Origin of the sequence: Gluconobacter sp. (assembly GCF_047723935.1) — a bacterium.
In the GTDB taxonomy this organism is placed as follows: domain Bacteria; phylum Pseudomonadota; class Alphaproteobacteria; order Acetobacterales; family Acetobacteraceae; genus Gluconobacter.
The window spans coordinates 33,626-60,524 of record NZ_JBDOBO010000004.1 but is presented as its reverse complement, the minus strand read 5'-3'; the positions used below and the strand labels follow the sequence as shown (position 1 = coordinate 60,524).

Annotated in this window: 25 protein-coding genes and 1 tRNA gene; 15 read left to right on the top strand and 11 right to left on the bottom strand. The window is 56.7% G+C overall.

Features of this window, described 5'->3' with window-relative positions; genetic code table 11:
- Positions 1 to 2 precede the first annotated feature (2 nt).
- On the top strand, positions 3 to 1,064 hold the full coding sequence (gene prfA, locus ABF979_RS03910) for a peptide chain release factor 1 (RefSeq protein ID WP_099212338.1): 1,062 nt from the start codon (positions 3 to 5) through the stop codon (positions 1,062 to 1,064).
- Between the two features lie 4 nt (positions 1,065 to 1,068).
- On the opposite strand, the gene ABF979_RS03905 is transcribed toward prfA, so the two are convergent.
- Positions 1,069 to 1,527 (bottom strand): hypothetical protein, encoded by a 459-nt coding sequence (locus ABF979_RS03905; protein ID WP_064273185.1) that lies wholly within the window; start codon positions 1,525 to 1,527, stop codon positions 1,069 to 1,071.
- A gap of 30 nt (positions 1,528 to 1,557) precedes the next feature.
- Between ABF979_RS03905 and prmC the strand changes: the two genes are divergently transcribed.
- Positions 1,558 to 2,406, top strand: coding sequence for a peptide chain release factor N(5)-glutamine methyltransferase (gene prmC / locus ABF979_RS03900; protein ID WP_415557922.1), 849 nt, complete (start codon positions 1,558 to 1,560; stop codon positions 2,404 to 2,406).
- Positions 2,407 to 2,665: 259 nt separating this feature from the next.
- Positions 2,666 to 3,100 (top strand): DUF4167 domain-containing protein, encoded by a 435-nt coding sequence (locus ABF979_RS03895; protein WP_373321848.1) that lies wholly within the window; start codon positions 2,666 to 2,668, stop codon positions 3,098 to 3,100.
- Positions 3,101 to 3,141: 41 nt separating this feature from the next.
- Here the strand turns inward: ABF979_RS03895 and ABF979_RS03890 are convergent, their stop codons facing one another.
- Together ABF979_RS03890 and ABF979_RS03885 are read right to left on the bottom strand one after the other, a co-directional pair.
- Positions 3,142 to 4,011, bottom strand: coding sequence for a glycosyltransferase family 2 protein (locus ABF979_RS03890; RefSeq protein ID WP_415557920.1), 870 nt, complete (start codon positions 4,009 to 4,011; stop codon positions 3,142 to 3,144).
- A 72-nt stretch (positions 4,012 to 4,083) separates the two neighbouring features.
- Positions 4,084 to 4,158, bottom strand: a tRNA-Met gene (locus tag ABF979_RS03885).
- Positions 4,159 to 4,332: 174 nt separating this feature from the next.
- Here ABF979_RS03885 and ABF979_RS03880 point away from each other — a divergent pair.
- Together ABF979_RS03880 and ABF979_RS03875 are read left to right on the top strand one after the other, a co-directional pair.
- Entirely contained in the window at positions 4,333 to 5,520 is a 1,188-nt protein-coding gene (locus ABF979_RS03880) for a mechanosensitive ion channel family protein (protein ID WP_064273188.1), read from the top strand.
- A 158-nt stretch (positions 5,521 to 5,678) separates the two neighbouring features.
- Positions 5,679 to 6,611 carry a GIY-YIG nuclease family protein gene (locus ABF979_RS03875; protein WP_415557918.1) on the top strand — a complete coding sequence of 311 codons (933 nt, stop codon included), beginning with the start codon at positions 5,679 to 5,681 and terminating at the stop codon, positions 6,609 to 6,611.
- Positions 6,612 to 6,638: 27 nt separating this feature from the next.
- Here the strand turns inward: ABF979_RS03875 and ABF979_RS03870 are convergent, their stop codons facing one another.
- Together ABF979_RS03870 and ABF979_RS03865 are read right to left on the bottom strand one after the other, a co-directional pair.
- Positions 6,639 to 8,168, bottom strand: coding sequence for an amino acid permease (locus tag ABF979_RS03870; protein ID WP_415557917.1), 1,530 nt, complete (start codon positions 8,166 to 8,168; stop codon positions 6,639 to 6,641).
- Positions 8,169 to 8,207: 39 nt separating this feature from the next.
- The gene (locus tag ABF979_RS03865) at positions 8,208 to 9,050 is read right to left on the bottom strand and encodes an undecaprenyl-diphosphate phosphatase (protein WP_202207388.1); all 843 of its coding nucleotides are present in this window, start codon (positions 9,048 to 9,050) and stop codon (positions 8,208 to 8,210) included.
- A 128-nt stretch (positions 9,051 to 9,178) separates the two neighbouring features.
- Here ABF979_RS03865 and ABF979_RS03860 point away from each other — a divergent pair, with 128 nt between their 5' ends.
- Positions 9,179 to 9,643 carry an MlaD family protein gene (locus tag ABF979_RS03860; RefSeq protein WP_046901483.1) on the top strand — a complete coding sequence of 155 codons (465 nt, stop codon included), beginning with the start codon at positions 9,179 to 9,181 and terminating at the stop codon, positions 9,641 to 9,643.
- A 6-nt stretch (positions 9,644 to 9,649) separates the two neighbouring features.
- Here ABF979_RS03860 and ABF979_RS03855 read toward each other — a convergent pair whose 3' ends face one another.
- Together ABF979_RS03855 and ABF979_RS03850 are read right to left on the bottom strand one after the other, a co-directional pair.
- The gene (locus tag ABF979_RS03855) at positions 9,650 to 10,714 is read right to left on the bottom strand and encodes a D-alanine--D-alanine ligase (RefSeq protein WP_415557914.1); all 1,065 of its coding nucleotides are present in this window, start codon (positions 10,712 to 10,714) and stop codon (positions 9,650 to 9,652) included.
- Between the two features lie 4 nt (positions 10,715 to 10,718).
- A complete protein-coding gene (locus ABF979_RS03850) occupies positions 10,719 to 11,285 on the bottom strand; it encodes a DedA family protein (protein WP_046901485.1) in 567 nt (188 codons plus the stop codon).
- A 180-nt stretch (positions 11,286 to 11,465) separates the two neighbouring features.
- Between ABF979_RS03850 and ABF979_RS03845 the strand changes: the two genes are divergently transcribed.
- The 8 genes from ABF979_RS03845 to ABF979_RS03810 are packed head-to-tail and all read left to right on the top strand — an operon-like array spanning position 11,466 to position 19,274.
- Positions 11,466 to 12,449 (top strand): lytic murein transglycosylase, encoded by a 984-nt coding sequence (locus ABF979_RS03845; RefSeq protein ID WP_415557988.1) that lies wholly within the window; start codon positions 11,466 to 11,468, stop codon positions 12,447 to 12,449.
- Positions 12,436 to 13,293, top strand: coding sequence for a septal ring lytic transglycosylase RlpA family protein (locus ABF979_RS03840; protein WP_046901486.1), 858 nt, complete (start codon positions 12,436 to 12,438; stop codon positions 13,291 to 13,293). Before ABF979_RS03845 ends, ABF979_RS03840 begins: the two co-directional genes overlap by 14 nt.
- Entirely contained in the window at positions 13,290 to 14,567 is a 1,278-nt protein-coding gene (locus tag ABF979_RS03835) for a D-alanyl-D-alanine carboxypeptidase family protein (RefSeq protein WP_415557912.1), read from the top strand. Before ABF979_RS03840 ends, ABF979_RS03835 begins: the two co-directional genes overlap by 4 nt.
- Positions 14,551 to 15,216, top strand: a complete 666-nt coding sequence (gene tmk, locus ABF979_RS03830; protein ID WP_415557911.1) for a dTMP kinase — start codon at positions 14,551 to 14,553, stop codon at positions 15,214 to 15,216. The genes ABF979_RS03835 and tmk overlap by 17 nt, the downstream gene beginning before the upstream one ends.
- Positions 15,213 to 16,136, top strand: coding sequence for a DNA polymerase III subunit delta' (locus ABF979_RS03825; RefSeq protein WP_415557909.1), 924 nt, complete (start codon positions 15,213 to 15,215; stop codon positions 16,134 to 16,136). The genes tmk and ABF979_RS03825 overlap by 4 nt, the downstream gene beginning before the upstream one ends.
- A gap of 29 nt (positions 16,137 to 16,165) precedes the next feature.
- On the top strand, positions 16,166 to 17,704 hold the full coding sequence (gene metG, locus ABF979_RS03820; RefSeq protein WP_415557907.1) for a methionine--tRNA ligase: 1,539 nt from the start codon (positions 16,166 to 16,168) through the stop codon (positions 17,702 to 17,704).
- A complete protein-coding gene (locus ABF979_RS03815; protein ID WP_415557905.1) occupies positions 17,701 to 18,486 on the top strand; it encodes a TatD family hydrolase in 786 nt (261 codons plus the stop codon). Before metG ends, ABF979_RS03815 begins: the two co-directional genes overlap by 4 nt.
- Positions 18,483 to 19,274 carry an MBL fold metallo-hydrolase gene (locus tag ABF979_RS03810; protein WP_046901492.1) on the top strand — a complete coding sequence of 264 codons (792 nt, stop codon included), beginning with the start codon at positions 18,483 to 18,485 and terminating at the stop codon, positions 19,272 to 19,274. The genes ABF979_RS03815 and ABF979_RS03810 overlap by 4 nt, the downstream gene beginning before the upstream one ends.
- A 38-nt stretch (positions 19,275 to 19,312) precedes the next feature.
- Here ABF979_RS03810 and ABF979_RS03805 read toward each other — a convergent pair whose 3' ends face one another.
- Positions 19,313 to 20,941, bottom strand: a complete 1,629-nt coding sequence (locus tag ABF979_RS03805; protein WP_415557903.1) for a porin — start codon at positions 20,939 to 20,941, stop codon at positions 19,313 to 19,315.
- Positions 20,942 to 21,457: 516 nt separating this feature from the next.
- Between ABF979_RS03805 and ABF979_RS03800 the strand changes: the two genes are divergently transcribed.
- Positions 21,458 to 22,837: a peptide MFS transporter gene (locus ABF979_RS03800; RefSeq protein WP_415557986.1), complete on the top strand. Its 1,380-nt coding sequence runs from the start codon at positions 21,458 to 21,460 to the stop codon at positions 22,835 to 22,837.
- Between the two features lie 30 nt (positions 22,838 to 22,867).
- On the opposite strand, the gene ABF979_RS03795 is transcribed toward ABF979_RS03800, so the two are convergent.
- The 3 genes from ABF979_RS03795 to ABF979_RS03785 form a co-directional block, all read right to left on the bottom strand.
- Positions 22,868 to 25,432 carry a cation:proton antiporter gene (locus ABF979_RS03795; RefSeq protein WP_099212391.1) on the bottom strand — a complete coding sequence of 855 codons (2,565 nt, stop codon included), beginning with the start codon at positions 25,430 to 25,432 and terminating at the stop codon, positions 22,868 to 22,870.
- Between the two features lie 74 nt (positions 25,433 to 25,506).
- Positions 25,507 to 26,112, bottom strand: a complete 606-nt coding sequence (locus tag ABF979_RS03790; RefSeq protein ID WP_046901495.1) for a thiamine phosphate synthase — start codon at positions 26,110 to 26,112, stop codon at positions 25,507 to 25,509.
- Complete coding sequence (locus tag ABF979_RS03785; protein WP_046901496.1) at positions 26,113 to 26,898, bottom strand: thiazole synthase; 786 nt, start codon at positions 26,896 to 26,898, stop codon at positions 26,113 to 26,115.
- Position 26,899: the final 1 nt, after the last annotated feature.

Genomic DNA, 26,899 nt, shown 5'->3' with positions numbered 1-26,899 from the left:
ACGTGGCATTTGACGACAGGCTTGAGCGAATTGTTGCGCGGTCGGAGGAAATTCAGGCTCTGATGTCCGCAGGTGAGGCGACGGGGGAAGAGTTCACGCGTCTTTCACGGGAGTATGCAGAACTCGAGCCTGTCGTTGCGTCGATCCGGGCCTGGCAGGACGCCGACACACAGCGCGATGGGGCCAAAGCTCTTCTTTCTGACCCGGAAATGAAGGAACTGGCTCAGGCTGAGCTGGAAGAGATTGAAGCCCAAATTCCTGAACTGGAGCACAATCTCCGACTCGCTCTTCTTCCCAAAGATGCAGCAGATGAACGCAGTGCTATTCTGGAAATTCGTCCGGCGGCAGGTGGTGATGAGGCGGGGCTTTTTGCCGCCCAGCTTTTCGATGCCTATCGCCGGTTTTCGGAGCAGAATGGCTGGCGTTTTGAAGTCATGGAATACGCCGAGAATGAAGTTGCAGGGCTGAAAGATGGCATGGCGACAATTTCCGGCCGTTCTGTGTTTGCTCGCCTGAAGTATGAGTCTGGCGTGCATCGCGTACAGCGCGTCCCGGCGACTGAAAGCCAGGGGCGCATTCATACGTCCACGGTGACGGTCGCTGTTCTGCCGGAAGCCGAGGAGGTGGACGTCACGATTAATGACGACGATCTGCGGATTGACGTTTATCGTGCGTCGGGCGCGGGTGGGCAGCACGTCAACAAAACGGAAAGTGCTGTTCGCATTACGCATATTCCTACTGGCGTCGTAGTGGCGATGCAGGAAGAAAAGAGCCAGCACAAGAACCGTGCCAAGGCCATGAAAATCCTCCGTGCACGTCTGTATGAGCGGCAGCGATCAGCTGCTCATGAGTCTCGTGCAGCCGATCGGCGCTCTCAGGTAGGAACAGGGGACCGGTCAGAGCGGATTCGGACGTATAACTTCCCGCAGGGGCGTGTGACGGACCACCGCATCAATCTGACGCTCTACAAGATCGAACGCATCATGGCGGGCGAGTTTGATGAGATTATCGATGCGCTGACACGTGAAGAACAGACAGAGCTTCTGGCTGCTGAAGGCTTTTAAAGCCTCAGCTGCTGGGAACTGCGCAAACAGCAGCCCGTCCATGCCGATGAGTGGCGACGGACGGGTCGTTGTAGTCTACCAAAAAAAAGTCTGTGAAATTATTGCTGCCGACAGCATCCAGGGCATGGTCTTGCGGGCTATGAAGCTGTCCGTCGCTGCTGACCTGATGCGTTTCCTGATGACCGTTGTGCATGATGGTGATTTCGCCGCACAGGGCGTAGTCAACATCGTTACGTCCGGCAGGCAGCGTGATGGTCTGGGTTTCTCGCGATTTGGATAAGCCGAGGCGGAAGGTCGCCACCAGGTTACCGTTCAGGTAAAGGCGAGAGACTTCGGAGATTTCTTCAGGAGCACGTTCATCGGTGACGGTGAAGGTGCCAGGAAGTTCAGACTGGGCGCTGGCTGAATGCAGGGCGCATCCCAGAAGAAGGACCGAGAAGAAAAATGCACGTTTGGACTTCATGATCACAGGTATAGCAGGTTCACTGACAAAATGACTGCAAAAGATGACATTCTTCAGCGCGCAGCAGTGGTCTTGCAGCAGGCTGGACTTGAAGATCCTCGTCGTGAAGCTCGGCTGCTGCTGTCCTGGGCCATGCATCGTGATCTGGCAGGATTGTTCGCTGTGAACGTTCTTTCGGAGGATGAAGCGAATCGCTTTGAGGCGGCGGTTCAGCGGCGTGCGTCTCGCGAACCTCTGGCTTTTATCACGGGTGAAACGGGGTTCTGGACTCTTGATGTCTTTACGTCACCCGAGACGCTGATTCCCCGTGGAGACAGTGAAGCTCTGATAGAAGCACTCCTGATCATTCGGCCGGACAAGGGGGAGGCTCTTACCATGCTGGATCTTGGAACGGGGACAGGGTGCCTGCTGTTGTCCGCGCTTTCAGAATATTCCCGGGCGTGGGGTGTAGGCGTTGATCTTGCACCTGGAGCGGCACTTCTGGCCCAGCGGAATGCGGTTCGGAACGGACTGGAAAAACGCAGTGCGTTTCTGGCAGGGAACTGGGATTCCGCCCTGAACGGGCAGTTTGATGTCGTGATTTCCAATCCGCCCTATATCGAGAGTGCTGACGTGCCCGACCTGATGCCGGAGGTCTCCCGTTATGAGCCTGCCCGGGCGCTGGATGGAGGAACGGACGGCCTGGATGCCTATCGGTTGTTGTGTGACGCTTTGCCCCGACTGCTTGTTCCCGGGGGGCACGCCATTCTGGAAATGGGCATGGGGCAGATCGATGCTGTGTCCGAACTGGGGAGCCGGCGAGGGCTGAAAGAGGTCGCGCGGCAGGATGATCTGGGGGGCATTGCACGCGCTCTTGTTCTGCAGCGGACAGAAAACTGAGGAAAGACGTTGGCTTAAGGGCTGAGAGTTGGTATGACCCAGAAGCTACGTTTTGGAGTGAAAGCCGTAATGGCGTTTTTTTCCTCACGGAGTTGCTCCTGTTGGCCGTCTTTCAGTAAGCCGGTAACAGATGAGAAGGCTGGCCAGTGTCCAGCCACAGCGAGATAGACAGACGTCTTTTCGACAGCGGCGGATGCATCCTTCTGCAAGGGCAGAAGAGGGGCCCGCCATCAGGAAAGTGCATCACGGGTCGATGAATATGAAGCGTATAAGAGGCCGGCATCATCGTGCAGGCGGCGGGACACCACGCACAAGTAGTTCCCAGACCCCTCTGAACCGCAACCATGTGTTTGACAGCAATGGCCCGGACCTCAGAATTCGCGGAACTGCTCAGCAGCTTTTCGAGAAGTATCTCCAGCTTGGTCGGGATGCCACCGGAACCGGGGACCGTATTCTTGCGGAAGCCTATTTCCAGCATGCCGAGCACTATTTCCGCATTCTTAATGCGATGAATCAGGCGGCCCAGCAGAGTCAGCAGGAGCGCAACGAGCGTCAGGCGCAGCGTCAGCGCGCTTATGAAGATCGTCGTGAGCCACATGGCGAAGAAAATTATCAGGGCGGCGACCGTGAAGGTGGCGAACAACCTTCCTTCGAGGCCCAGCGGCCTCAGGACGCTTCAGCCGACGCTGAATAAGATTTGAAAAAGAGCCGGTCCTGAAAAGGTCCGGCTCTTTTTTATATCCGCCCTACAAACCGTTCGGGGAGGTGCCAGAGCTCGGTTCCATTGATGTGAAGGTCAAGCCTGTACTGGTCACGATCACGACCGATTGCGCTTTGTTCGACGGCCTGGCGCCAGTTCTTTAGCCGCTGGTCCTGCTGATCGAATGTTGTGTGCACTATCGGAAGGCCTGCCATGTTGCGGAGCATGTTCTCCCAGTCCTGATCAAGGAGGCGCTGGTGCTGGCCGGCATTTTCTGAGCTCCAGGGCTGCGTTCGGGTTCGGTTCAGACGCCTGAGGCCTGAGGCAAGGTCGGCGTAACGCAGGTGGAAAAGAAACAGCGGTGCTGTCAGCTGAGGGCTGACTTCTTTGCAGCAATGAAAGCCCGGAGCCCACGTCACCGCGGCGCGGATGAGTACCGGCTTACACATCGCACTCGAAAATCGTAAATGCTGCCTCTGGATTGAAACCGGCCGACTATAATCGAAGTCAGTTTCGCTGTTGGGCAGATGGATGACGTCTAGCCCCGTGGCTGTGACAACAGGGCTACTATTGGCAACAGCAAAATGGGTGAGGGACGGGTAGATGGCAGGATCTGTCAGGAGAAGCTCATCCACATCACTGTAAATGACGCTGTCATACCATTCGAGAAGACTGGCACAGAATGCGCCAACGGCACGCGTACGTCGTTCGTCATCCTGAGGAGAGCGGGGAATTCGGATCCTGTTGACCTGACCAAGATGATCCGTCGATCCGTCATTGGAGCCATGGTCAATAACGTAACATGACGCTTCACCGACCTGAGCGCCATAATGCCGACGCCAGATCTGAAGATGTTCTGGCTCATTATAGGCCATGGTGACGACGGCAAGAGGCTTCTTGATCATGTCAACATGATACAAAAATGCTTTCAGATCAGATACCTGAAAGATTTTTATTTAATTTTAGGAAATTATGGATGGTAGCGGTGGACGGATTTGAACCGCCGACCAAGGGATTATGATTCCCCTGCTCTACCACTGAGCTACACCGCCATCCCACCGGGCAACCCGGCGTTGAGGCGGGGTTTTAAGGGGGATCTGTTGGTGTGTCAACACGTTATCAGAAGGAAAATTCAGGATTTTAGTCGCCGCATTTTTTACAATGGCCATATCTGGTATGGTTTTCTGAATCCCTCAATTCTCTCTTGATATGGAGCTTCCTGCCTAGTGACGCAGCACTTCGTCAGCACGCTGTTTGCCGTAAGATCTTATTTTACGTGGCTTCCGGCAGCCGTTGTTTCTGTTCTGATGCTCGCGGTCGTGGGTATTCTGGCTTTTTATTGCGGTAATCTCGTAACGTCCCTGACGCTGCGGATCCCCGGTTCACGAAGTGGTGCCCTGATCCGCCGGATCGTGGCTGCGCTCCGGCGTCCAACACGGATTATGATCGCACTGCTTGCGATGATTGCGGCTTTGCCTGCCGTGACAGGCTTTGCCTATGAGACTGAACAGAACCTCAGACTCTTTTTCCTGTTCCTGCTGGTTCTGACGTTTGGCTTTTCTGCCATTATCGTTTTCCGGATCATGACGGAAGCGTATCTCAATCGGCTTTCTTCGAGAGAACAGACCGACGACATCATGATCCGTACGCACCAGACGCAGATCCGCGTTCTGAGGCGGCTGACGGAAATCATGGTGGGCATTGTGACCGTGGCGTCTGCCCTCATGCTGTTCCCGTCCGTGAAACAGTATGGTGTGTCGCTCTTTGCTTCGGCTGGAGCCGCATCACTGATTGTGGGTCTTTCTGCGCGTGGCTTGCTGACCAATCTGATTGCAGGCGTGCAGATTGCTGTGACCCAGCCCATTCGTATGGAAGATCTCGTCATCATCAATGGTGACTGGTGCTGGGTTGAGGAAATCAACGCGACATATGTTGTGCTGCGGGTGTGGGACTGGCGCCGTCATATTGTACCGATTTCTTACTTCCTGGAGAACCAGTTCGAAAACTGGACGCATAATTCTGCGGCGATCATCGGTGTTGTGTTCCTATGGCTCGATTATGAGGCGCCAATGGATCGCATCCGGGAGATGCTGAATGAGATCATCCGCACATGCCCACTTTGGGACGGTAAGGTTTTTGATGCGCAGGTGGCGGACTGTAACTCTCAGGTGATGTCGATCCGTATTATCGCCAGTGCGCGCAATGCTCTTCAGAGCTGGGATTTGAGGTGTGATATCCGGGAAAAGATTATCGCGCGGATCAGGGAAGAATGCCCGGAGGCTCTGCCGCGGGCACGTTTTGCCATGATGCCACCCCGGCCGGGGGCTGAGGCCTGGCCAAGCGAGCTTTTGTCTCCAAAAATCGATCGGCCGCCACCGGGGAGTTATATGGGGCCTGGAACACCGGGAGCCTGACACAAGAACCATCGCCTTGGCGGTGGTTTTTTTGTTTGAGGAAAGTGGCTGGCAGGGGTGGCCTGCATCTGGCCGGCTTAGCGTATGGCTGTTACGTCGGACTTGAGTGTTTCTGGCTGAAGCATGAATGCCGGATCTTGTGCAGGACTGAAGAAAATATGTCGGAACATCCTCAGACCATTCAGATCTTTCTTCCTTCCGGTGATCCTCAGGGTATTCGTACAGCAGCCATCACAACGCGCATTGTGCAGGTTGTTGAAATTCCACGAGTGCGTCTTGAGTCCTTTTTGGCGATGCCTGAAGCAGGGTTCGTCGGGGTTTATGTTCTTTTCGGCGAGAATGAACAGACTTCCGCACCCATGGGTTATATTGGGCAAACGGGAAATCTGGGCGCGCGCTTGAAGCAGCACAATGAGAAGAAGGATTTCTGGAACCGAGCCGTCGTGGCATTGTCTTTGACGCAGAGCCTGACGCTCACGCATGCTTACTATCTGGAATGGCTGTCCATCAGTCGCGCAGCGCAAGCTCAGCGCTTTGAGCTGGATAACGGTACGATCGGTACCAAGCCGCATACGCCACCAGCGATGGAAGCCGAATGCCGGGAAATCTTTGAAACATTCGATATTTTGCTGACGACGCTGGGCTATCCGCTCTTTGATCCATTGATCAGGGCTCGTGTTGTTCAAACTCCAGTCATCACTCCGCATCACACCTATAATCCTGTGGCATCGGAAGATGCGGAACAGGAATTTTATTGCAGAGCAGGGGGTGTGAACGGCCGAGCCCGTTACACTGAGGAAGGGCTTGTTGTTCTTGCGGGATCGTACGGAAGAACAGAGGTTTCCGAGGCATTTCTGAAAAACGGATATTACCAGAAGCGTCAGGAGTTGATTGATCAGGGCGTTCTTCGTGTGGAAGGAGAGCGTGTCATCTATACGCGTGACACGCTTTACAAGTCTCCTAGTTCATCAGCCGCCTATTTGCTCGGACGATCTGCCAATGGATGGTCTGAATGGAAGAATGGTACTGGGCAGTCCCTTGGCGAAGCACTGGGACGCTACGGCTCTACGGAAGAAAGCGCTGCTGTTTAAACGCTGTTCTTCCGTAGGGTGTGATTTTCAACCTGCCATTGTGGAATTGCGACGTCCGTAAAAGACGTATGTGACGACGCCAAGAATGACGTAGCTCGTTAGCAGGATGATCGGCACAGGATTTCCATTGGCAACGGAGTGAATCATGTCCGTGACGAGCGGAATGGTCATGAACAGGCAGAAAATGATGCCGAGGAGTGGTGTGATGCCAATCCAGAAACCACGGATCCGAAAGCCTCCCAGAGGGACACTGAAGGGGCGTTGAATGTCCGGGCGTGTGTTCCGCTGCCAGATGACTGTGAAGCAGACGATGCCAAAGGCTGCGGCTGTACCGATTGAGACCAGATCACTGATGATGTCGATGGGAAGTGTTGCCGTCATAATGGCAACGATGATTCCCAGAACGATCGTTCCCAGCCACGGCGTACGAAAGCTAGGGTGCACTTTTCCAAACAGAGAAGGGATCAAACCATCCCGGCTCATCGTCAGGAGCACGCGCGACTGGGCATACATCAGCCCCATCAGAACTGAGCATAGACCAATGGTTGCGCCAACATTGATGAAGATCGACAGCCAGGGGGTGTTCATGGCGCGGACTGCGATGGCCAGTGGGTCCGGGACATCAAGCTCCCGATAAGGCACGATCCCCAGAAGCACGGCGGCAACGATAATATAGACAATCGTGCAGATCAGCAGGCTACCGATAATTCCAATGGGGACATCACGTGTTGGGTTTTTGGCTTCCGCTGAAGCGGTTGAGACCGCCTCAAACCCGACATAAGCGAAGAAGATGATCGACGCTGCCCGGAAGATCCCTTTGACCCCATAGTGAAAGCCACCCTCGCTGGGCGGAATGAAGGGATGCCAGTTTGCCGGGTGAATGGCATGGATGCCGAAGGCAACGAACAAACCAAGAACACCAACCTTCAGGATAACGATCAGCGTATTAACGCGGGCAGATTCCTCAATGCCACGCACCAAGAGGCCGGTTACCAGAAAGACGGCCGTCAGGCCGATAAGATCCAGTCGCCAGCCAGCGCTAATGGCTGTGCCATCCGAACCAGGGACAGGCTGCAACGTCGCCTGAGTAAGGCTGGAAGGAATATGGATACCAAAAACGGCAAGGAGAGACGACGCATAACCGGACAGTCCGGCGGCGACGGCTGCACAGGAAATTCCGTATTCCAGAAGGAGCAGCCACCCCACGATCCAGGCCACTTTCTCGCCCATGGAGATGTAGGCGTAGGAGTATGCGGAGCCAGAGACCGGGAGCGTGGATGAAAGCTCACCATACGAGAAAGCGGTGAAGAGGCAGGCGAGGGCGGCCACCACGAACGAAACAAGAACAGAGGGGCCAGCATATTCGGCAGCAGCCGTTCCCGTCATGACGTAAATACCGGCGCCAATGGTGGAGCCGACACCTAGAAGAATAAGTTGCGTCGCTGTGAGGCTACGCTTCAATCCATGCGCCTCATTCTCGGACATGATCTGTTCGAGACTCTTTCGACGGGCAGCCGTGGCTGAGGCGGATGGGCTGGATTGTATCGGAAGTGGCATGATCCCTAATCTGCCGGGAAAAGCGGCGTCTGGAAAGGTTTATAGAACGATGAGAACGCCTGCCAGCAGACCGGCAGCAATGCAGTAGATGCCGAAAGGCTTGAGAGCCCATTCGTCATGATTGCGGAAAAAGCGCAACATCAGGAGAGAACAGATCAGAGCTGTGATCCCGGCAGCGATGGCCCCCACGACGCATTGAAACATCACGTCGTGGGCAATCGTCATATGCCGCATCTGCCAGCCTTCCTTGACGGTCGCTGCCAGAACGACTGGCTGGGCCATGAGCAGCGAGAAACGGGCGGCGGTGCCGTGATCCAGTCCGCGCAGAAGACCGCCATTCATGGTGGCGCCTGAACGCGACAGACCAGGGAACAGGGCAAGACACTGCCAGAACCCGATAATCAGAGCATCCTTGGGAGACAGGGAAGAAATCGGACGGTGATCCGCCTGTCCGCGCTGTCTGCGGAGCCATTCCGTGACCAGAAGCAGCAGGCCATTCAGAACCAGGAAGCCTGCGACGGCCAGAGGTGCCCCGAAAATGGAGCGCAGGCTATGTTCAAAAAGCCCACCGAAGATGACGGCCGGGATGGTCGCAATGACGAGAAGACCAAAAACCCGAATCGATTCAAGCTGGTTGTATCGGCCGTGCAGACCGAGCATCCCGCGAAGGATGGCCATCCAGTCGCGCCAGAAGACGCCGGCCAGAGCCACAAGGGTTCCGACGTGCAGCATTGTCAGGAATGGCAGGAACATTTCCGAATGTTCGTCCAGGTTCCAGTGAAGGATACCGGGCAGCAGAACGGCATGGCCGAGGCTACTGACGGGGAAGGGCTCAGTAATGCCCTGAACGATGGCGAGAATGATGGCCTGAAAAAGCGTCATGGAGCCTGCACGGATGGGCGGAAAAGGAAGTCACTTGCCTGATGGCGCGAAGGGACGCAACCTTGACCGTGCTGTGGGGGAAGACTAACTCGCCAGCTTACCGGGTTTTTTGAAAGTTGAGGCACCACATGAAGGCAGGATACAGCGGGCGCGGTGGCGCCATTCTGGCAAGCGGTCTTGTCCTTCTTGTTGCCGGGGCTTTTCTTGTTTATGGCGGTGAGCTTCGCAAGGGGCCGGTTCAGCACAGCATCGTCATGCATGCGCAGTTCAATTCAGCGAATGGCTTAAAAGCTGGCGCTGATGTTGATCTCGCCGGGGTGACGGTGGGGCGTGTCCAGTCGATCAGCCTCAACCCACAGACCCAGATGGCTGACGTGACGTTTTCCGTTGATCAGCAGCTCAATCTTCCGGTTGATACGGCTGTCGGTATTGGTGCGCCGAGCATGACGGCTGATAACGCGCTTCAGATTGAACCGGGGAAAGACCCTAAGACGCTGTCTGCTGGCGGGGTCATCAAGGACACCCGCGACCAGCTTTCGCTGGAGCAGCAGGTCAGCAATTATATCTTTGGCGGTGGTAAACTCGGAAACTGAGTTCTCTCAGTCGTTCATCGGATAGGACGCCAGCAGCCGGCGCTGCTTGCGCCAGGAGTGCAGCATTCCGAAAGCGCCTGATGTCTTCCATCCACGCGCCTTGTTGGCAGCGCCGATGAGGAAGGTCTGGTGATAGTGTGAGAACTGCGCCCGATATGCTTCCCACAGGGTCGTGCGGCGGTCCCAGATATGGATTGCTTCGGAGCCGACACCGTTAATTTCGATAATGCGAAGGCCTTCTCCGCGCTGCAGCGCTTCAACCGACGGAACCTTCACGTCTACACGGCCGAAATAGAAGTCCGGTACATCTTTCATGATGGCGTCCAGGCGCGCGGTCAGCTCTGGGGTGGTATCGGCCCGGCCATCGCGAAAGACAGACCCTTTGCAATGATTGCCAGCAAACACGAGGGGTAGAACTTCCCCTTCTGCCAAAACCGACTTTTCCCGACCTACCAGACGCGGAAGATAGATTTGCGGAACCTGACCCATGCGAGGATCACTCATGATGAGTTCCTCGATGGTGGAATGTCCGTCGCCAGTGAGAACCGGGGCTTCCTTGTATGTTACCGACGTGATGCGGCCTTGCGGTTGATCGGGATGGCGGATGTAAAACAGGCCGGCTTCGACCGGACAGTCGATGAGTTCCTGTACCATCAGGTCAACGTCGTTCGGGAACTGAGGGAGAACGCTTTCGAGTTGCTCCCGGGAGCGGACGAGTTTCACGCCTGTTCCGTTGCAGCCAATATCGGGTTTGACCACTACCGGAAATGACAGCTCCTTTCGTTCCATCGCGGCTAGCGCACGATCCAACGCGCCAGCGCCACTCGCAAAAACAGCGTAAGGGGCAATAGCCTCCTGAGCGATTGGGCCAGCCATGTCGAGAATGGAAGACTTGCTCTCTCCGCAAAGACCACCGGTCTCGATGCGCGGATTGGCGGCCGTCGGAATGCTGAGGTCCCGGTACTTCAGACCCATTGCGATCCAGTACAGGACGATGGGCGTGTAAAAGATGGAACCGGGCCAGAACTCGAAAAGCGAGAGGGGGTTCTGTTCGGTCTCTGTCTTGGACATTCGGTTACTGGCTCACGGTCTGGATACGGGCGATCAGGCGCCCGACAATAACAATACACAGAACAAATCCCGCCAGTCCGGCCCAGCGCCAGCCTCCCTGATGCGCCAGAAGCCAGCCGCCAATGCGCATGGCCAGCAGGAACAGCAGTGTTGTCCACACAAGGGTGGCGAGCACTGCTGTCAGGGCGAAGCGCAGGAACGGTGCGTGGAAAAAGCCGCAGGCTGTATAGAGCGGGAGGCGCGCGCCGGGCACGAAGCGGGAGATGGCGACGATGCGGATGACGTTCTTGGAAAACCAGTCCTGCGTTCGTTCCTGCTTGGGAAGCGTCAGGAAGCGGCGAAGACGGGGCCAGCGTGCACCAGCGGCCCCTAGGCCATATAGCCCGAGATCACCGATTGCGACGCCAAACCAGAGTGCACCCAGGGCCAGAGCGATGCTGACATGCCCCGCACGTGCAGCCACTCCGGAAAGAACGGTTGCCACGTCTTCGAGGATAAAGGTCCCCACAATGATGCTGACTGCTTTCAGCCAGGCAGGCTGTGACGCCAGGGCGGGGCCAATGGCTATCATGCCGCGGGATGTTCCATGATCATGGAACGTTGATGTCGCATGTCAGCGCGCTGGCGACAATCTCACGCCGGGCGTTTTGACCGGAGAATGCTCGAAAGGTTTTGCGGAAGACTGGTAGGGAGCATCACAGGTTGCTAGCGTGCGCTTCAAATGAACCACCCTCTGGGGGCTGATATTCCCGTGCTTAAAAGACGTCATCTTCTTGCTGCCTTTTCCTCTGTTGCCGGAGCGGCTGCGATGGGGATCCGCTCTGCTGAAGCTCAGGACTACGGTGCATTTCTCGCCGGTGTCCGATCGCAGGCACTGGCGCAGGGGCTTTCTTCCAGCATCGTCTCCCGTGCTCTGGCTTTGACGCGAGAGCCCAATGCCAAGGTTCTCAAGCTCGATCGGCATCAGCCGGAGTTCACCCTGACATGGGCGCAGTATCGTGATCGCGTGCTGCCGGAGTCGCGTTTTCAGAAGGGCCGGACTGTCTATTCGGGCGTGGAGAGCGTGATGGCACCCGTCAGTGAGCGCTTTGGATGTGACGATCGGGGCGTGATGGGGATCTGGGGTCTCGAATCGGGTTTTGGTGCGCATACCGGCACTTTCTCCGTCGTAGACGCCCTTGCGACTCTGGCATTCGATGGACGGCGTTCAACGTTCTTCCGTGGAGAGCTGATGAAGGCGCTCCAGATCCTGAATGATGGCGATATCGCACCGGAAGCCATGATGGGCAGCTATGCCGGTGCCATGGGGCAGGCTCAGTTTATGCCGAGCGCGTATCTGCGGTATGCGGCTGACGGTGATGGAGACGGCAAGCGTAATATCTGGACGTCCCAGCCCGATGTGTTTGCGTCTATCGCGAACTATCTCGGGAAATGCGGTTGGCAGCCTTACGAGCCATGGGGACAGGAAGTCACACTGGCCAGCGCGTTAGATAAAAGTGAGATTGGCCGGACCAATACCAGGTCACTGGCAGAGTGGATGTCTCGCGGCGTGCGGCGGGCAGATGGCGCGCGTTTCTCCCGTACGGACGTAAAAGGCGCGATTGTGCAGCCGGATGGTCCGGGGACGCAGGCCTTCATGGTTTACCATAATTTCAACGTGATCCGTCGTTACAACCCGTCTGATTATTACGCGCTGGGCGTAGGTCTTCTGGGAACCGGCATTGTTTCTCCGTAATTTCGCGCCACTTCTGGCGTTCTTGCCCCTGGTTGGGGCGTGTCATCAGGATGATGAGCCTGCTATTGCGCCGCATCCCCACTATGAGCTGGGGAATGCGTGGCACGGCCCGCAGGGTTGGTTTTATCCCAATGAGCAGTTCGACTATCGGGCAACGGGTCTGGCGACACGTGAGGTGCCGTTACATGGGCAACTGGCTTCTGACGGAGAGGCTTGGTCATCAGGTGGAATGACCGGGTCACACCAAACCCTTCAACTGCCGTCGATCGTGACGGTCCGAAATCTGTTGAATGGGCGGGTGGTTCGGATCCGGCTGACCCGGCGGGGGCCGGAAAGTGCAGGGCGTGTTGTCGCGTTGTCCCCAAAGGCCGCAGATCTGCTGGGCATGACGTCTGATACGCCTGTTGAGATTGTTGAAGACGAAACCGCGAGCCGTTCCGTTATGGAGGGACTGACGGGTGCGCCGCATCTGGATGTGCAGTCTGCTCCGGTTGGGGAAGTTCGCGCAGAGTCGCTTGATGGTGGCGCTTCGAAAAAAGTCTATGGCAGCGACTCGTCTGTGGGCGGCCAGCCGTCCGCTGCGCTCACGCCGTTGCCTGTAACGTGGTCTCAGGGAATGACAGGTCCGCAGGGGCTATATGTTCTTCTTGGAAAATTTTCCGGGCATGGGGCCGCCGCGAGTGTGGCTGTGCGCTGTTCCGGCGAGGTTCAGCGTGTGCCAGATGGAGCAGGGCTGGACTGGCGCGTAAGGTCCGGACCCTATACCGATACCGCCCAGGCCGATGCGGCACTGGACCGGACCCATGCGTGCGGGGTAGAGGGCGCGCGGATCATTGTGGAATGACGGCCGTAACAAAGGCCGAACAACTGGGGACGAACGTGCGGACTAGACGCTCTCTTTTCGGTGGTGTTGCGGGCTTTGCAGCCTGTGCTTCTTTTGGCGGGCCGCTGAGTGCGTTGGCACGCCCGCACCATCATGCCGCAGCTCATGCAAAAGCCGCTGCCGCCGCTTCTGATGTTTCGGCTGCTCCGGTTGGGACGCCTGCCAATACGCCGATTGGCCCGTTCGATACTGTTGCGCGCTGGGCTTACATTGTGGATTCCAGCACGGGTGCAGTTCTGCTGGATAAATCTGCAGATGAGCGGATGGCACCATCGTCCCTGACGAAAATGATGACGGCCTATATCGTGTTCGGCATGCTGGCGACCGGGCGTCTGCACCTGGAGCAGGGGCTTCCGGTCAGTGAGAAAGCCTGGCGGACGCAGGGCTCCAAGATGTTCGTGCCGCTGGGCGAGAGCGTACTTGTCTCTGAACTGATCCAGGGCATGGTCATTCAGTCAGGCAATGACGCTTGCGTTGTGCTCGCAGAAGGGATCGCCGGCTCTGAAGAGCGCTTCGTCGCCATGATGAACGAAGAAGCTCCGAAGATCGGTCTGACAAATTCCCACTTCATGAACGTGACCGGTCTGCCTGCTGAAGGGCATTACATGTCCGCGCATGACGTCGCGACCGTGGCCATGCACCTGATCCGTGACTTCCCGCAATATTACCATTTCTTCGGTGAGACGGAATTCACGTTCAACAAGATCCGTCAGGGCAACCGTAACGTTCTGGTCGACAAGGGACTGGCTGATGGCCTGAAGACGGGCCACACCGATGCGGGTGGGTTTGGTCTCTGTGCCAGCTCCAGCCGGAACGGAAATCGCGTGATTGTCGTGATTAACGGGACAGCGTCCAGCAATGAGCGCGCGCATGAAGGTGAACGCCTTATGTCCTGGGCATTTGCAAATTTCGAAAATGCCACGTTGTTCCGCAAGGGACAGGTTGTGGATCATGCGCCGGTCTGGATGGGTGAACACAAGGCTGTACCGCTAGTCGCGGGTGCTGACATTGTAATGACCATGCCGGTGGGCTGGCAGCAGCGCTCCCATATTGCAGTGGATTATGCGTCACCAGTGATTGCACCGGTCGTTGAAGGTCAGGCCTGTGGTGCGATCGTAATTTCAGCGCCGGGCATGGGTGACATTCGTGTGCCGCTTCAGGCTGGTGCATCCGTTGCAAAACTCGGACTGGTTGGACGTGCGATGGCGCGCCTTGGTCATGGCCCTGCAAATTAAAAACGGTTTGTTCGTTACGCTGGAAGGTGGCGAGGGCGCGGGGAAATCCACGCAGGCGCGCCTTCTGGCAGACCACATTCGTGGGCTAGGGTACGAAGCCATTCTGACGCGTGAACCGGGCGGAACGCCGGGCGCAGAAGCAATCCGGCATCTTCTGCTGTTCGGAGAAGAAGAGCTGTCCTGGCGGGCAGAGGTGCTGGCTCATATGGCAGCCCGCTGTGACCATCTGGATAATCTCATCCTTCCGGCTCTTCAGCGCGGCGCAGTTGTGGTTTGTGATCGTTTCCATGATTCGACACTGGCTTATCAGGGCTATGGTGTTGGGCGTGGATCAACGGAACGTCTGGACTTCATTACTGGCGCACGACGTCTTGTCGGGCGAGAGCCTGATCTGACCTTGCTGCTTGAACTGCCACGCGAACAGGCGCTGGAGCGGCTGGAAAGTCGTGGAGGCCGGACAGACCGATACGAAGGACAGGCTGAGGCTTTTCATCAGCGTGTCCTTTCTGGCTTCGATGCGATTTCCAAGGCAGAACCGGAGCGCGTGAAGCGTATTAACGCTGGCCGCACTCCTGAAGCTGTTAGCCGATCCCTTCTGAATGCTGTGTCGGAGAAGCTCGGTCATACGGCGTGCGCGTCTGACGCGTGACGGATCCACGGCACACATTCGACCTGCGAGGCCACGAAGCGGCTGAAGAGACGTTTCGTGCTGCCCTTGCATCTGGGCGATTACACCATGCATGGCTGATTTCCGGCCCTGCCGGGATTGGAAAGGCGACGCTCGCGTTTCGACTGGCGCGGATACTGCTGAATGGAGAAGATCCAGCCTCTGCAGCTGCACGGCGTATTACGGCTGGGACGCATGGGGATCTTCTGGAAATCTCTCGTGCTGTGGACGAGAAAAAGGGTCGTTTGCGGGGAGAAATCACGGCTGCGGATGTGCGGCCGGTGCAATCTTTCCTGCACCACACAGCCACGGAAGGTGGCTGGCGTGTCGTGATCGTGGACGGCGCGGAATATCTGAACCGTTTTGCAGCAAATGCGCTCCTGAAAATTCTGGAAGAGCCGCCCCCCAAAGCTATCCTGCTGCTGACAACCGCGTCTCCGGGACGGCTACTTCCGACTATCCGCAGCAGATGTCGCGCGCTTGCCCTTTCGCCTCTGCCTGACGCGGATATGCGCGTGCTGGTTCCTGATGTTTCGGAGGATGTTCTTGCGCGGTCTCATGGTTCTCCAGGGCGCGCATTGTTTCTTGCGCAGGATCGGGATGGAGCGATTGCTGCGTTTGTGGCGGAAATACTGGCGGGGAAGACGCTTACGGCTGATATGCTTCCTCTCATTGACCGGATTGCCCGTGAGACGGAAGGTTTCGCATTGCTCTGTGATTTGCTAGGCGAGGGACTGGCAGACCGTGCACGCTCGGCAGCACGACGTGGCGACCTGCCTGTTGCTGATTCTTCTGCCCGTCAGTGTTCGGATCTTGATACACTGAGGCGGCAGACAGACGGTTTTAATCTGGACAAGGCCCAGGCCATCCGTCAGGCAGTGGAACTCGCTGCCGGAACGTGAATGGCTCAGGCATGACAAGACGAGTGGACATGACGCGGCGCTTCACCATTACAACTCCGATTTTCTACGTGAACGGCGCTCCGCATATCGGGCATGCCTATACTTCCATCGCGGCTGACGTTCTGGCCCGTTTCCATCGCCTGAATGGTGAAGACGTTCTGTTCGTCAGCGGCACGGATGAGCACGGCCAGAAGGTCGAGCAGACCGCGACCGCTCAGGGCATGGACACGCAGGCCTATGCCGACAAGATTTCTGCGTCTTTCCGCCAGATGCAGCAGGACATGGCGATCTCCACGGATGAATTCATCCGAACGACGGATGAGCGCCACAAGGTTGCTGCAAGTGCGTTGTGGGAAAAAGTTGCGGCTAATGGTCACATCTATCTCGGCGCGTATGAGGGCTGGTACTCCACACGCGATGAAGCGTTCATTGGTGAAGATGAACTGGTCAAGAAGCCAGATGGCACGATGGTTGCTCCATCCGGTGCGCCAGTAGAGCGCGTCAAGGAGCCGTCCTACTTCTTTAAACTGTCCGAGTTTCAGGACCGTCTGTTGAAGCTGTATGAAGACAATCCCGAGTTTATTGGTCCGCATGGACCGCGTCGGGAGATCGAAAGCTTCGTGAAGCAGGGGCTGAGGGATCTTTCCGTCAGCCGCACCAGCTTCAAATGGGGCATTCCGGTTCCGAACGATCCGGATCACGTCATGTATGTCTGGTTCGATGCGCTCGCCAACTATCTGACGGCTGTGGGCTACCCGGATCTGAATGATCCGCGTGCGAAGTTCTGGCCGGCTGACCTGCATATTGTTGGCAAGGAAATCGCCCGCTTCCATTGCGTGTACTGGCCCGCGTTCCTGATGGCTGCGGGTATCGAACTGCCGAAGAGCGTCTTCGCCCATGGCTGGTGGACGGTCGAAGGCGAGAAGATGAGCAAGTCTCTCGGCAACGTTCTGGACCCGAAGGCGCTGGCTGATGAGTTTGGTCTGGATGCGCTGCGGTTCTTCCTGATGCGAGAAGTGCCGTTTGGTGGTGATTCAAACTTCAGCCGTCGTTCGATGATTACGCGCACGAACGTCGAACTGGCGAACGATCTCGGCAATCTGTGCCAGCGGACGCTGAGCCTCGTGGCGCGCAATCTTGGTGGCGTTGTCCCGGAACGCGGGGCACAGACAGAAGACGATCTTGCCATTCTGGCCACGGCGCAGCTTTTGCCGTCTCTGATGAGCGAGCAGATCGAGCGCAAAGCCATTACGGATGCGCTTGAGGAAGTCTGGAAGATCATCCGTGCGGCCAATTCCTACATTGACCGTCAGGCTCCGTGGGCGCTGAAGAAGACTGATCCGGAGCGGATGGCGCATGTTCTGCGTGTGCTGCTGGATGTGATCCGTGCGATTGCGACGATGCTTCAGCCATATATGCCCAATACGATGGACAAGATGCTGACCCAGCTTGGTGTGGAAGAGAACGAGCGGACATTTGCAGCTCTTGAAACGCCGCTTCCAGGTGGTCGCACCTTGCCAAAGCCGGAAGGGCTGTTCCCGCGCTTCGTCGTTGAGGACGCAGAATGACGGGACTGATCGACAGTCATTGCCATCTTGATCGTCTGGACGATGTCCCCGCTGCCCTTGATGTTGCGCGCGAGGCTGGTCTGGCTGGCATGATTACGATCGGGACGCGCTTTTCACAGGCCGAGACACAGATTGGTCTGACGCGCTTTGACGCGCCAGATCTTCGCGTCTGGTGTGCCATCGGCACGCATCCGGATCATGTGGGTGAAGAGCGCCTTCCTTCTGTAGAAGAGCTGGTTCAGAAAGCCGAGCCATCCTGCGTGGTGGCCATTGGTGAATCCGGTCTGGATTATTTCCACAGTGGAGATGAAGCGAAACCGGCGCAGCACGCTGCATTTCGCACGCATATTGCTGCTGCTCGTGAGACAGGTTTGCCGGTCGTCATTCATACGAGACAGGCAGACGACGATACGATCGCGATTTTGCGCGAAGAGAGCGGGAAGGGTGCGTTTCCTTTCCTGATTCACTGCTTTGCCTCGGGCCCCAAGCTTGCTGAGGCTGCGCTCGAACTCGGGGGCTATATCAGCTTCTCCGGGCTTCTGACGTTTCCGAAATGTGAGGAAATCCGGGACGTTGCGCGGATCGTTCCGGAGGATCGGCTGTTGGTTGAAACGGACAGTCCGTTTCTTGCGCCAGTTCCAAAGCGCGGTAAGCCGAATACGCCGGGATATGTGGCCCACACAGCTGCGCGACTGGCGCAGGAACGGGGGGTTTCTGCTGAAAAAATCGCGGATATCACCACCGAAAACGTACATCGTCTTTTTGCAAGGACACGCCTGTGAAAGTCACAATCCTTGGATGTGGAGGTTCTGCTGGCGTGCCAATGCTTGGTGGTCAGAACGGCTCACAAACGGGGATCTGGGGGCACTGTAATCCGCAGAACCCCAAGAACAGGCGTACGCGTTCTTCTATTGTGGTTGAAGGTGAGGGCGGGTTTCGGCTTCTGGTTGATTCCGGGCCGGACTTCCGCTCTCAAATGCTGAATTGTGGCCTGAGCCACATTGATGCAGTGCTCTATACGCACCCGCATAGTGACCACATTGCAGGGCTTGATGATCTGCGGGCCATCAACCGTGTAATTGACAAGCCACTTCCGCTTTTGGCTGCGCAAAGCACTTTGGAAGAGCTTCGGCAGCGGTTTGCCTATGCGTTTGCGCCTTGGAAAGGCCCGGATTTTTATCGTCCGGTTTTCAATGAGCAGGTCGTTACGGCTGGCGAAGACGTCGATTTTCCCGGTCTGGAAGGGCGTATTTTCGAGCAGCGTCATGGGCGGATCACGTCTCTGGGGCTGCGCTTTGGAAAATTTGCCTATTCCACGGATGTTGAAACATTGTCCGAAGACGCTCTGACGCTTCTGGATGGTGTGGATACGTGGGTTGTGGATTGCTTCCAGTATGAGCCACATCCAGCACATGCCTGGCTGGAGCGTGTGCTGGAATGGCGCACGAAAATCAGGGCAGGGCGCACAATCCTGACTCATATGGGCACGGACATGGATTACGACATTCTATGCCAGACACTGCCGCCGGATGTGCGTCCGGCTTATGATGGAATGGTTCTGACGTTCTGAAAAAACCGGGCAGGGTGGTCTGCCCGGTTTTTCTGGGCTCAGAAGGTGATCATCGCGCCTGCTGACATGGTGTGATCGCTCTCATGGTTCGGGCCATGGGCATCGGATTCCGTATGGGCATATTCACCCACAAGGAACATCCAGTCTGTCAGTGTGTAATAAAGTGCCCCGACTTCGGACTGATTGCGACGGACTAGCGATGGATTGTCTTCGCCCGCAGCCTGATAAAGATTGCTGACGCCATAGCTTCCAACCAGCTTCAGGCGTGGCAGGATCTTGTAGGAGGCCTGAACGTAATAGCCTTCCGAGTTTCGTTTACGGCCGGACTGGGAAATGCCGTCAAACAGCAGGCCGGTCGTGCCCAAACCATTACCGTAATAGTAATAAGCCACGCCTTCAAAAGGTCCGCGGGAGAGCTTGACGCCAACATCGCCTGCAGCGACGGTCGCGCCTTTGCGGCTGTCTGTACCCAAGGTTGAGCTTGTCAGGTTCTGGACGTGCTGGGTCAGGAAGCTGGCCCAGAGGCGTGTGGTGAAACCTGCAATTTTTGCGTCGTAGGTAACTTTACCCTGAACCATTGGCGAACTGTGCTGCGTGCTTGTCGCAGACAGTCCACCGCCAGCATAGTTGAACGGATCCAGCGGCGTCATGATGCCGACAGATCCCTGAAGACCATGCCACTTTGGGGAGATGTAGGTGATCTGTGGGAGCCAGTCCGTGTAGACGTAACCTACACCAATGCGGCCCAGAGACGTATTGGCCGGATTGGCATTACTGCCCGTACTGCCGACACTCAGCAGTGTTGCATCATTCAGAATGGCATCAGATGCGAACAGGGCAATGTCACGACCGATCTTGATCGTACCAAGTCTGTCGGTGCCAGCTGTCATGTACACCTGACGGAAATCAACGCCCGCTGTTCCGAGACCCACGGGGCTGCCACCGGAGTTGGCGTTGAACGCGCCGACATCTGCGTTGTTCAGTCCCGGATACATTCCGAAGACCGCGCCAAGTTTGATACCGTCCTGAACCGTATTCAATTTCAGGATGAGCCCACCAGGAAGCAGGCCGTTTCTGACGGATGAGGAATCAAATCCACTGGACCCGGTGGAGACGCCACCTGCGACGGGCTTGCCGCCACCAGGGCTGTTATACGTGTAAAATCCGTTGACGAAGCCTGAGAGATTGATCTCGATCTGGCCGGCCTGAACGGTTACGCCTTTGCCTGCGACATAAGGTTTGACGCGCACAACGCTATCTGGATCGTAGCTCGCGCGCGCCTGGCGGAGCATGGAGCGTGTGTCGCGTGCATCAGCCGCAGCTTCACTGGCTGCACGGCGTGCGGCCTGAGCGGCAGCGATGGTTGTGACGTCGGGGGGCTCAAGGCTGCCGTCATACTGAGTTGGATTGTAGCGGCGGTATAGGTTGCGTTTTGCCGGGGGGCTTGAGGTGCCATCCTGGTTGGAAGATGCCTCGGATCGGCTGTGTCGCAGATGGTGTGCCAGAAGACTGTTATATTCTCCGTGTGTCAGGCTGCCTTTGGCCCGAAGGATATCCAGAAGTTCAGTGTAATCGTCGGCGTGTGCGGTTGCAGGAAGAACCGTGAGAGACCCAACAGAAAAAACGCAGCTCAGAAAAGCAATCTGGCGCAATGAAAGGCGTGGCATGCAACAACCGCTCCAGCGGAGGATCCGGTTCACGACAATGGGTTCGTGCACCAGAAGAATTGATCTTCGTTTCACGTTAGCGCCTAAAATGACATTCTTCGCAACAAGTCATCGTGTATCACGGATATGTGAGTTTTCAGGCGGTTTTTGATATATAAGTTGGCATAATATATATTATACGACATACGTGTGAAGCGAAATATTGAGCCTCTTCTGTATTTGAAAACCCAGCCTTGGAGACTGAAATCGGCTTATTCTCCACGTTTTTGGCCTGGTTTGACGTTCTTTGCATTGAGTTAAGTGATTTATGGCATTTTGCCACTTTGTCTGATGCTTGTGGCTCTCTGGCATATCATCGAGTGCGAATTTTCATTTAGTGGCAAAATGCCATCAACGGGTTGCGATCAATCATCATGGCATTTTGCCACTAAACTTTTCAGCCTCTTTACCCATGGTCTGATTGGCCTTTACCCATGGTCTCTCCTCTCTTCAGGATGTGAGACTGTTTTGACCGAAGTGATTCCGAACGACCCTGTGGTCGATGCCGTGAAAGTGCCGTCTTCCAGGGATTTGTTTGGGCATCCCAGAGGGCTTTGGGTCCTGGTGCTGACTGAAGGCTGCGTAGCATTCTCGCTTTACGGCATGCAGGCCATTCTGGTGCTCTATCTGGCGGACTACCTGCTCCAACCCGGGCATGTGGATCATGTTCTGGGTATGAGCGCGCTAAAGTCTTTCCTTAGTGCGATTTACGCACCAGTCGGGACGCAGGCTACCGCAGGTGCGATTACCGGCCTTTTTCTGGCACTGATTTACGCAACCCCTCTTCTCGGCGGTATCGTTGCTGACCGGTTTCTCGGTCGAACTCGAACGATTTTCCTCGGTGCGATCCTTATGACAGTCGGGCATGTTCTCATGTCTTTTGACTGGAGTTTTGTCATCGCCATCACCACGCTCCTGTTAGGGCTTGGAGCGGCTGGTGGTCTACGCGCGCAGGTTGGCGCTCTTTATGCACTGGACGATCCACGACGCTCAGAGGCCTATCAGATCTATTCGTTGGGTGTTCAGGCTGCGGTCATCGCAGCTCCTGCCCTATGCGCTTATCTTGCCATCAAGGCCTGGCACTGGGGCTTTCTGGCAGCCAGTCTAGGGATGCTGACGGGGCTTTTCGTCTATATGTTGGGCAGGCGCTGGCTGCCGGAGGACGGCAATTCCAAAGCAATCGCCCCTCGCCCATCTTTGACCTCTGCGGAAAAGAAAACAACAGTTCTGCTTTTGGCGCTTTTGCCAGTTCTGGCACTGAGCGCTCTGCCAAATTCCGAAATTTTCGATGGTTATTTGTTATGGGGGCGTGAGCATTACCAACTGACACTTCTGGGGCACCCGTTCCCGGTCAGCAGCCTTGTGTCACTGGATGGTCTTGTCAGTACCGTTTGCACGATTTCTGTTCTTGGTTTCTGGAAGCTCTATAATCGCCGCCGCCCGGACCCAGCGGAAATCACAAAGGTTGCCATCGGGGCCTTTATCGCGTCGTGTGGCCCGCTCGTTCTGGCCCTTGCATCGTGGCTTTATCCTGCGCCGCATCAGGTCAGTCTGCTATGGGGGATTGCTTTTCATACGATCAACGATATCGGCTTCAGTATGAGCTACGCGATCGGTATGGCGTTATATTCCCGTGCTGCTCCTGCGAGCCTCAATACTATCCTTGTCGCCTGCTTCACCCTGCATCTTTTTCTGGCAAACCTGATGATCGGGAAGCTTTCAACCCTGATCGGCCATGTCGCAGATGTTCCGTTCTGGCTTATTCACAGCGGGGCATGCCTAGTGGCAGCCTGTATTCTATTGGGATGCTCTTTCCTTTGGCGGGATCTGCTGGCGCCCGAGAAAAGAGCCTCGTAATTGAGAAAGTAGTATAGACCAGAATGAGGCTCAGGAAGACGCAATGCCCTTGAGCCCCTGAGCGGGAGCAAGCCTCACGCCTTCTGCCGTTTTCACGACGTATGGGTCCAGAAGGCCGTCTGCGCGCTTATTGCTGCGAGCGATGATGAGACGCTGGACAATCGGGTAGTCGGTGATCAGTTTTTCGAATACCGGCTTGGGGATTGCCAGAAGATGGCTGAACTGAAGCGACCGGACTGTGCCCTGTAGCCTCTCGCCGCGAATGACAGAGGCAGCACCAATCAGATCTCCGCTGCCAAACAGAATTTCACGCTCTGGAAGATGCACTTCGGCCAAGCCTGCAACCTGCGCATACACAACCCTGGCTTTCTGCCCACGCTTAAAAAGCACTTCGCCCGGTGAAACGAAACGCATCGCGACCTTCCGGGACAATGTGTGCAGAACACTGTCAGGCACGCCATTGAAAGCTGGGAAAGCTCGCAACCGCTGTTCAATGCCGCTCTTGAGATTAAAGCGCAGAGGAGCTTCAAGGCGCGCGCTCCGGCGTTCAATATCCCGGTGTAGTTCCCGATGCAGCTCCTCGGAAATGAGATTGTCAGCCTGAAGCGCATCGTATTCTTCGTCTTCCAGGCGCAGCGCGATCTGACGGAGAATACGGCTTTCGAGAGCTTCCGAGTAACCGGAATAATGCAGACGGAGTGTTTCCAGAGCATCGTCCAGAAGCTTGCGCTGACGTCCCAGAACCTCGGACACGATTTCCGTAATACGCGGACCGAGGGTTGGCTCCATGCGCTGCCGTACAAAGCGCTGCAACGACAGTGACACAAGATGCGCGATGATCAGCATCTCGAAGCGTTCCATCATCGCGTACATCAGAGGTTCGTCGAAATGGAAGCGGCTGTGCAGTTCCTGAGCAACCCGGAACCTCACTGGAGGCTGTAGTCGGCGCTTCAGGGCGCGGACATAGCCATAACGCCCTTCAAGACGCGCGCCATCGGCCATGGCTTCAGCCGTCCGCAGGAGCGTTTCCATGACACGGCGCGACAGGCCCTGAATGCGAAACAGGTCCAGCAGAAGTGAGCGTTCCTGATTGGCAATCGTGATGAGCGCGATATTCACGCGAGCGCGGTCACTCAGGGCAGATTCAAAGTTATTGGCCGCCCTCTCCTTTTCAGCGCGCTTCTCGATCCGGCTGATGACACCAATGCGCGTCTGTTCGCTAAAGCCCAGCTCATCAGACATCACGCGCGTCCGTTCCGCGACTTCACCAAGGCCAATCCCAAGGATCTGTTGGCGGATCGCCTGATCGATCGGTGACAGTTGATCAAGCTTCAGGAACAGGACAAGTGAACGCAGGGTCGTCCCGTTAACCAGTAGGGTAATCAGCACGAAGCCTGTCGCGATGATACCGATGAAGTGCGCTACGGGGCTTGAGACGCTCTGGTTCTCGGTTACGGCCAGTGCGAGCGCCAGAGTGATGGCGCCACGCAGGCCACCCCAGACCATGGTAGCCTTGAAAGGCGTTGGAACAGGTGGCGAAAGCTTCGTGAACGCAAGGATCGGCAGCATACCGAACACAACGGCACCGCGCGCGACCAGACCTGCCACGCTCGCGATCAGGATGAGCACACAGTCCCACTTGGTCATGCCAATCAGGAGGCGTGGAACCAGCATGGAGGCAAGAAGGAACACCAGAGAGCCTGCCCAGAAAACGAGCTGCTGCCACAGCTCGTTCAGGAAGCGCCAGACTTGCGGACGGAAGGTGGACGGTCCGTAAGCTGAGACTGTCAGGCCTGCGGCTGCCGTGGCGACAACGCCGGAAAAGCCGAGCATTTCGTCACAGAGAATATAGACCGTGTATGGCAGAGCGAGGGTCAGGGTGATTTCTGCTGCCGGTGCGCCCCCCAGGCCCGCGATGAGCAGCAGGGTCAAGCGGCCAAGGCAGACGCCGACAACAATGGCGCCACCAAAAGCCGACGCGAAATCAACGACCGCCTCACCGAGATGGATGTGCCGGTGGGAGGTGACGGAGGCCAGCAGGATGGCGAAAATCGCAATCGCGGCGGCATCGTTCAGCAGCGCCTCACCTTCAACAAGGCGCGTCAAACGTGACGCCGCGCCGATCTCCCGGAAGATGCCTGCCACGGCTGACGGATCAGTCGTGGCGACAATGGATCCGAGGAGAAGGCAGACCACCAGGCTCTGATTGGCGAATGGGTAAAGCGCCAGACCAATGGTGGCTGTGGAGACAACAACCGCCACAACTGCCAGCAGAAGTACTGTTGCCGTTTCATGGGCCAGACGACGAACGTCAATACCCATGGCGCCCTGGAACACCAGAATGGGCAGGAAGATCAACAGGAAGGCTTCACTGTTGATCGGGAAATAGATCAGGGCTTCGGCGGCGCCATCCAGCAGGTCCGTTGCGGAAGAACGAACAACAAGAGACGCAGCGCCACCCAGAACGATGCCAGCAAGGGCCAGCAGAACCGTTTCGGAAATCTCAAGCCGTTTGGCCAGAGGCTGAATGATGCTGACGAGCGTGAGCAGGAACGCAATCGCGAGAAGAACGGCTGCAAGGCCTGTCACCATCATTGTATTCCGTACTCCCTTGGTTCGAAAACCATCCTAGAGACGGTTGCCGCCCCACGATAGCTCTGTCTTGCAAATTATGTGTCAGCGGCGGCAAGCCACTGTCTGACCTGGCTTTCCGGGTCTTCGGCACGAATGAAATCGCTTACGGCGGCAACGCTGTCTGCCCCTGCCTTCAGGCAGGACGGCAGCCGATCGAGCGTGATGCCACCAATGGCCACCAGAGGGACATCGCCACTGAGCTCACGCCACTCGGTCAGGCGCTCAACACCTTGCGGACCAAACGCCATCTTCTTCAGTTTCGTTTCCCAGATCGGACCGAGTGCAACGTAATCGGGCTTGCAGGCCAGCGCACGCTGCAGTTCTTCATGGCTATGGGTCGAGATGCCGAGGCGAATGCCCGTCTGGCGGATGGCCTCAAGGTCTGCGGTCTCAAGATCTTCCTGCCCCAGATGCAGCCACTCATAGCCCAGTTCGATTGCCAGTTCCCAATAATCGTTCAGCACGAGGGCGACATTATGGCGGGCGGCCAGTTCCTGAGCTGTTTCAGCCTGCGCCCGGATTTCTTCCGACGGCATGTCCTTGAGGCGCAGCTGAATGAAACGCGCCCCTGCTCCGCCGAGGCGTTCGACCCAACGAGGATGATCAACGACAGGATAGATTTTCGAAGGCAGACGGGACATTTACAGCATTTCTCCACCGAGGCTGCGGGCCAGACCAAGGGTCGGGGTCGAGGGCACCGCCATATCGCGTTCTTCCATAGGGTCTGCAGCAAATCCGGCAAGCCCGGCTTCGCACGCCAGGCGAAACGCGGTGGCCATCTGGGCCGGGTTTCCTGCTTTGGCGACGGCCGTGTTGATCAGAACGGCATCGTATCCGAGTTCAAAGGCTGCCGTGGCGTGAGAGGGCTTTCCAATGCCGGCATCCACGACCATGGGGATGTCCGGGAAATGGCTGCGCAATGCGCGGAGGCCGAAAAGATTGTTCAGCCCCCTGCCCGAACCAATTGGTGCGCCCCATGGCATCAGCACCTCAGCACCCGCACGGAGCAACCGTTCAGCCACAACCAGATCTTCCGTTGTGTATGGGAAGACCTTGAAGCCATCTTCCGTCAGGATCCGTGTGGCCTCGACCAGCCCAAAGACATCGGGTTGAAGCAGGTCGCCCTGGCCGATCACTTCCAGCTTGATCCAGTCTGTTCCAAAAACATCTCGAGCCATCTGTGCTGTGGTGACCGCTTCCCGCACCCCATGACAACCTGCGGTGTTAGGGAGAATGGGGACGTTCAGGCTCTGGATCAGAGACCAGAATGCCTGTCCTGCCTGAGCGCCCGCAGCTTCGCGACGCAAAGACACGGTTACAACACCCGCCTGAGCGGCCTTTACCGCGTCTGCGAGGATGGCGGGGCTGTCATATTGGGCCGTGCCCAGCATCAGCCTTGAAGAGAGTTCAGTGCCGTAGAACTGCATG